We start from the raw sequence: 2493 nt of genomic DNA on the forward strand, positions 1-2493 counted from the left end.
CGCCCCGACGCCGCCGCGCAGCCCGCGCCGAGCGAAGACTTCAACACAGGGAATGAGTAGCTAGCCCGCGACAAGAAAGTAGGGTGGGCAAAGCGCAGCGTGCCCACCATCAACGCTCTGCTCGCAATGGTGGGCACGCTTCGCTTTGCCCACCCTACAAATCCGCATCACCCGCGCGACGATGACGGCACGAGCACTGGCTGCAGTGACGGGATGAGCCGCGCGCGTTCGCGGTTCGCGGGGATCGCGCGATAGACCTGCTTGGTTGCTTCCACGATATGAACGCCCGCGAACGGCAGTGACAGCGTCGCACCGAGACGCTCCCAGGCCATCGCCCAGCGCAGAAACCAGCTCCCCGCGACCGGCGGCACGAACAGCGCCTCCCCCCAGGCCGTCGGCGTGAACCAGGTCTGCCGCAGCAGTTGCGTGATCTGCGCCCGCGAATAGGGCCGGCCGTGGCCGAACGGCGTGGTGTCGGTGCGTGTCCATACGCCGCGGCGATTGGGTATCACCGCGATCAGCCGGCCGGAGGGCGCCAGCACCCGCCACACCTCGCGCAAGAGCCGCTCCGGATCATCCGACATCTCCAGCGCATGCACGAGCAGTACGCGGTCGACCGCGGCATCCGCGAGCGGCATCGAGAATTCGTCGACCAGGGTCGCCAGCGCCGGCCGGCCCGTCGGCCATTTCAGAACCCCCTGTGACGCCGGCATGAACGCGATGCAGCGCTCGCAATCCTCGCGGAACAGGCCGAGATAGGGGGTGGGATAGCCGAGCCCGAGCACGCGCTGGCCCTCGGCCCCCGGCCATCGCTCGCGGATGCCGCGATTGATCAATAGGCGCGCCACGATACCCAGGCGCTGCGAATAGAAATCGCGGAGATCAATGACGTCCATACACCCAACCTAACACGCCGCCCTCACGTCCGTGTTCCCGAAAATTGCATTGTCGCGCGAGCGTTGACGCCATATTTCCCGCACATATAGGGCGTGGTAGAGCATGATGCGGAAAAGTGGAAACCGGTTTTCCCTCGCGACAAACGCGAAGCGTTTGCGCGGAGATCGTGCTCAAACAGTTCGCGGGAGATACCATGACTGCGGAAATCCGTCTTTTCACCTGCCTGACCGACAATTTCGGCTATCTGATCCACGATCCCGCCACCAAGGCCACCGCCTCGATCGATGCGCCGGAAGCCGGCCCCATCATCGCGGCGCTGGAGCGCGAGGGCTGGAATCTGACCGACATCCTGATCACCCATCATCATCATGACCATGTCGGCGGGGTTGCCGAACTGAAACAGAAATATGGCTGCCGCGTCGTCGCGCCGCACGACAAGACGACGGCGATCGCCAATGTCGACCTGCGCGCCGCCAATGGCGACGTGATCAGGGTCGGCAGCCTGCTCGCCCGGGTGCTGGAGACACCGGGCCACACGCTCGACCACATCTCCTATGTATTCGACGGCGAGAAGGCGGTGTTTGCCGCCGACACCTTGTTCTCGATCGGCTGCGGCCGCGTGTTCGAGGGCAACTATCCGATGATGTGGGATTCGCTGCTCAAGCTGCGCGCGCTGCCGGACGACTTCCGCCTCTATTGTGGCCACGAATATACCGCCGCAAACGTCAAGTTCGCGCTGACAGTGGAATCAGACAATCCCGCGCTGAAAGCGCGCGCCGAGGAAGTGACGCGGCTGCGCGCAGAGAACAAGCCGACGATCCCGACGCTGCTTGGCGAGGAGAAGAAAGCCAACGTGTTCCTGCGCGCCGACGAGCCGGCGGTGGCCGCCAAGCTGCACATGAAGGGCGCCGACGGCGCCGAGGTGTTCGGCGAATTGCGCGAGCGCAAGAATAAGTCGTGATGCCAAAGCCGACTGCCGCTGAGGTCATCGCGCAGCTTGAGCTGAAGCCGCATCCCGAGGGCGGCCATTATCGCGAGACGTTTCGCGATGACGCGACGGATGCGAGCGGGCGATCGCGCTCGACCGCGATCTATTTCCTGCTGGCGCGCGGCGAGCGATCGCATTGGCATCGCGTCGATGCGGTGGAGATCTGGCACTATTACGCTGGTGATCCGCTGATCTTGCGGATCGCTGATGCGGGCGGACAGCGGACTATCCGACTCGGCTCCGATCTCGCCGCCGGCGAAGTGCCACAGGCGATCGTGCCGGCGCATGCATGGCAGGCGGCGGAGTGCACCGGCGATTGGACCCTGGTCGGATGCACGGTCGCGCCGGCGTTTGAATTTGCGAAATTCGAACTGGCGCCGAAGGGCTGGGAGCCCGATTAGCTTTGTGGCTTCGTAGGGTGGGCAAAGCGCAGCGTGCCCGCCATTGCGAGCGTACCGTGCACGGTGGGCACGCTTCGCTTTGCCCACCCTACGAGGCTGTGAATCTTTCTTATGGCAGAGCGCAAAGTGGCTGTGATTCTCTGCGGTGATGGATTCGCAGGAGGGCATGATGGTTGGTGGCGGACTATTTGGAGATCTGCCGGAACG

3 protein-coding genes are annotated in these 2493 nt (G+C 64.2%); 2 read left to right on the top strand and 1 reads right to left on the bottom strand.

Features of this window, described 5'->3' with window-relative positions; all coding sequences use genetic code 11:
- Nucleotides 1-167 precede the first annotated feature (167 nt).
- Nucleotides 168-896 (bottom strand): methyltransferase domain-containing protein, encoded by a 729-nt coding sequence (locus tag CWO89_RS43070; RefSeq protein WP_130584252.1) that lies wholly within the window; start codon nucleotides 894-896, stop codon nucleotides 168-170.
- A 194-nt stretch (nucleotides 897-1090) separates the two neighbouring features.
- Between CWO89_RS43070 and gloB the strand changes: the two genes are divergently transcribed.
- Both gloB and CWO89_RS43080 read left to right on the top strand, forming a co-directional pair.
- Nucleotides 1091-1858, top strand: a complete 768-nt coding sequence (gene gloB, locus CWO89_RS43075; RefSeq protein ID WP_130584253.1) for a hydroxyacylglutathione hydrolase — start codon at nucleotides 1091-1093, stop codon at nucleotides 1856-1858.
- Nucleotides 1858-2286 (top strand): cupin domain-containing protein, encoded by a 429-nt coding sequence (locus CWO89_RS43080; protein ID WP_130584254.1) that lies wholly within the window; start codon nucleotides 1858-1860, stop codon nucleotides 2284-2286. The genes gloB and CWO89_RS43080 overlap by 1 nt, the downstream gene beginning before the upstream one ends.
- Nucleotides 2287-2493 lie beyond the last annotated feature (207 nt).

This window comes from Bradyrhizobium sp. Leo170, from assembly GCF_004296405.1.
Lineage (GTDB): Bacteria > Pseudomonadota > Alphaproteobacteria > Rhizobiales > Xanthobacteraceae > Bradyrhizobium.

Bases quoted from the DNA above. Each gene is read 5' to 3' on its own strand.
- CWO89_RS43080 (WP_130584254.1), top strand. From the start codon at position 1,858: ATGCCAAAGCCGACTGCCGCTGAGGTCATCGCGCAGCTTGAGCTGAAG.
- gloB (WP_130584253.1), top strand. From the start codon at position 1,091: ATGACTGCGGAAATCCGTCTTTTCACCTGCCTGACCGACAATTTCGGC.
- CWO89_RS43070 (WP_130584252.1), bottom strand. From the start codon at position 896: ATGGACGTCATTGATCTCCGCGATTTCTATTCGCAGCGCCTGGGTATC.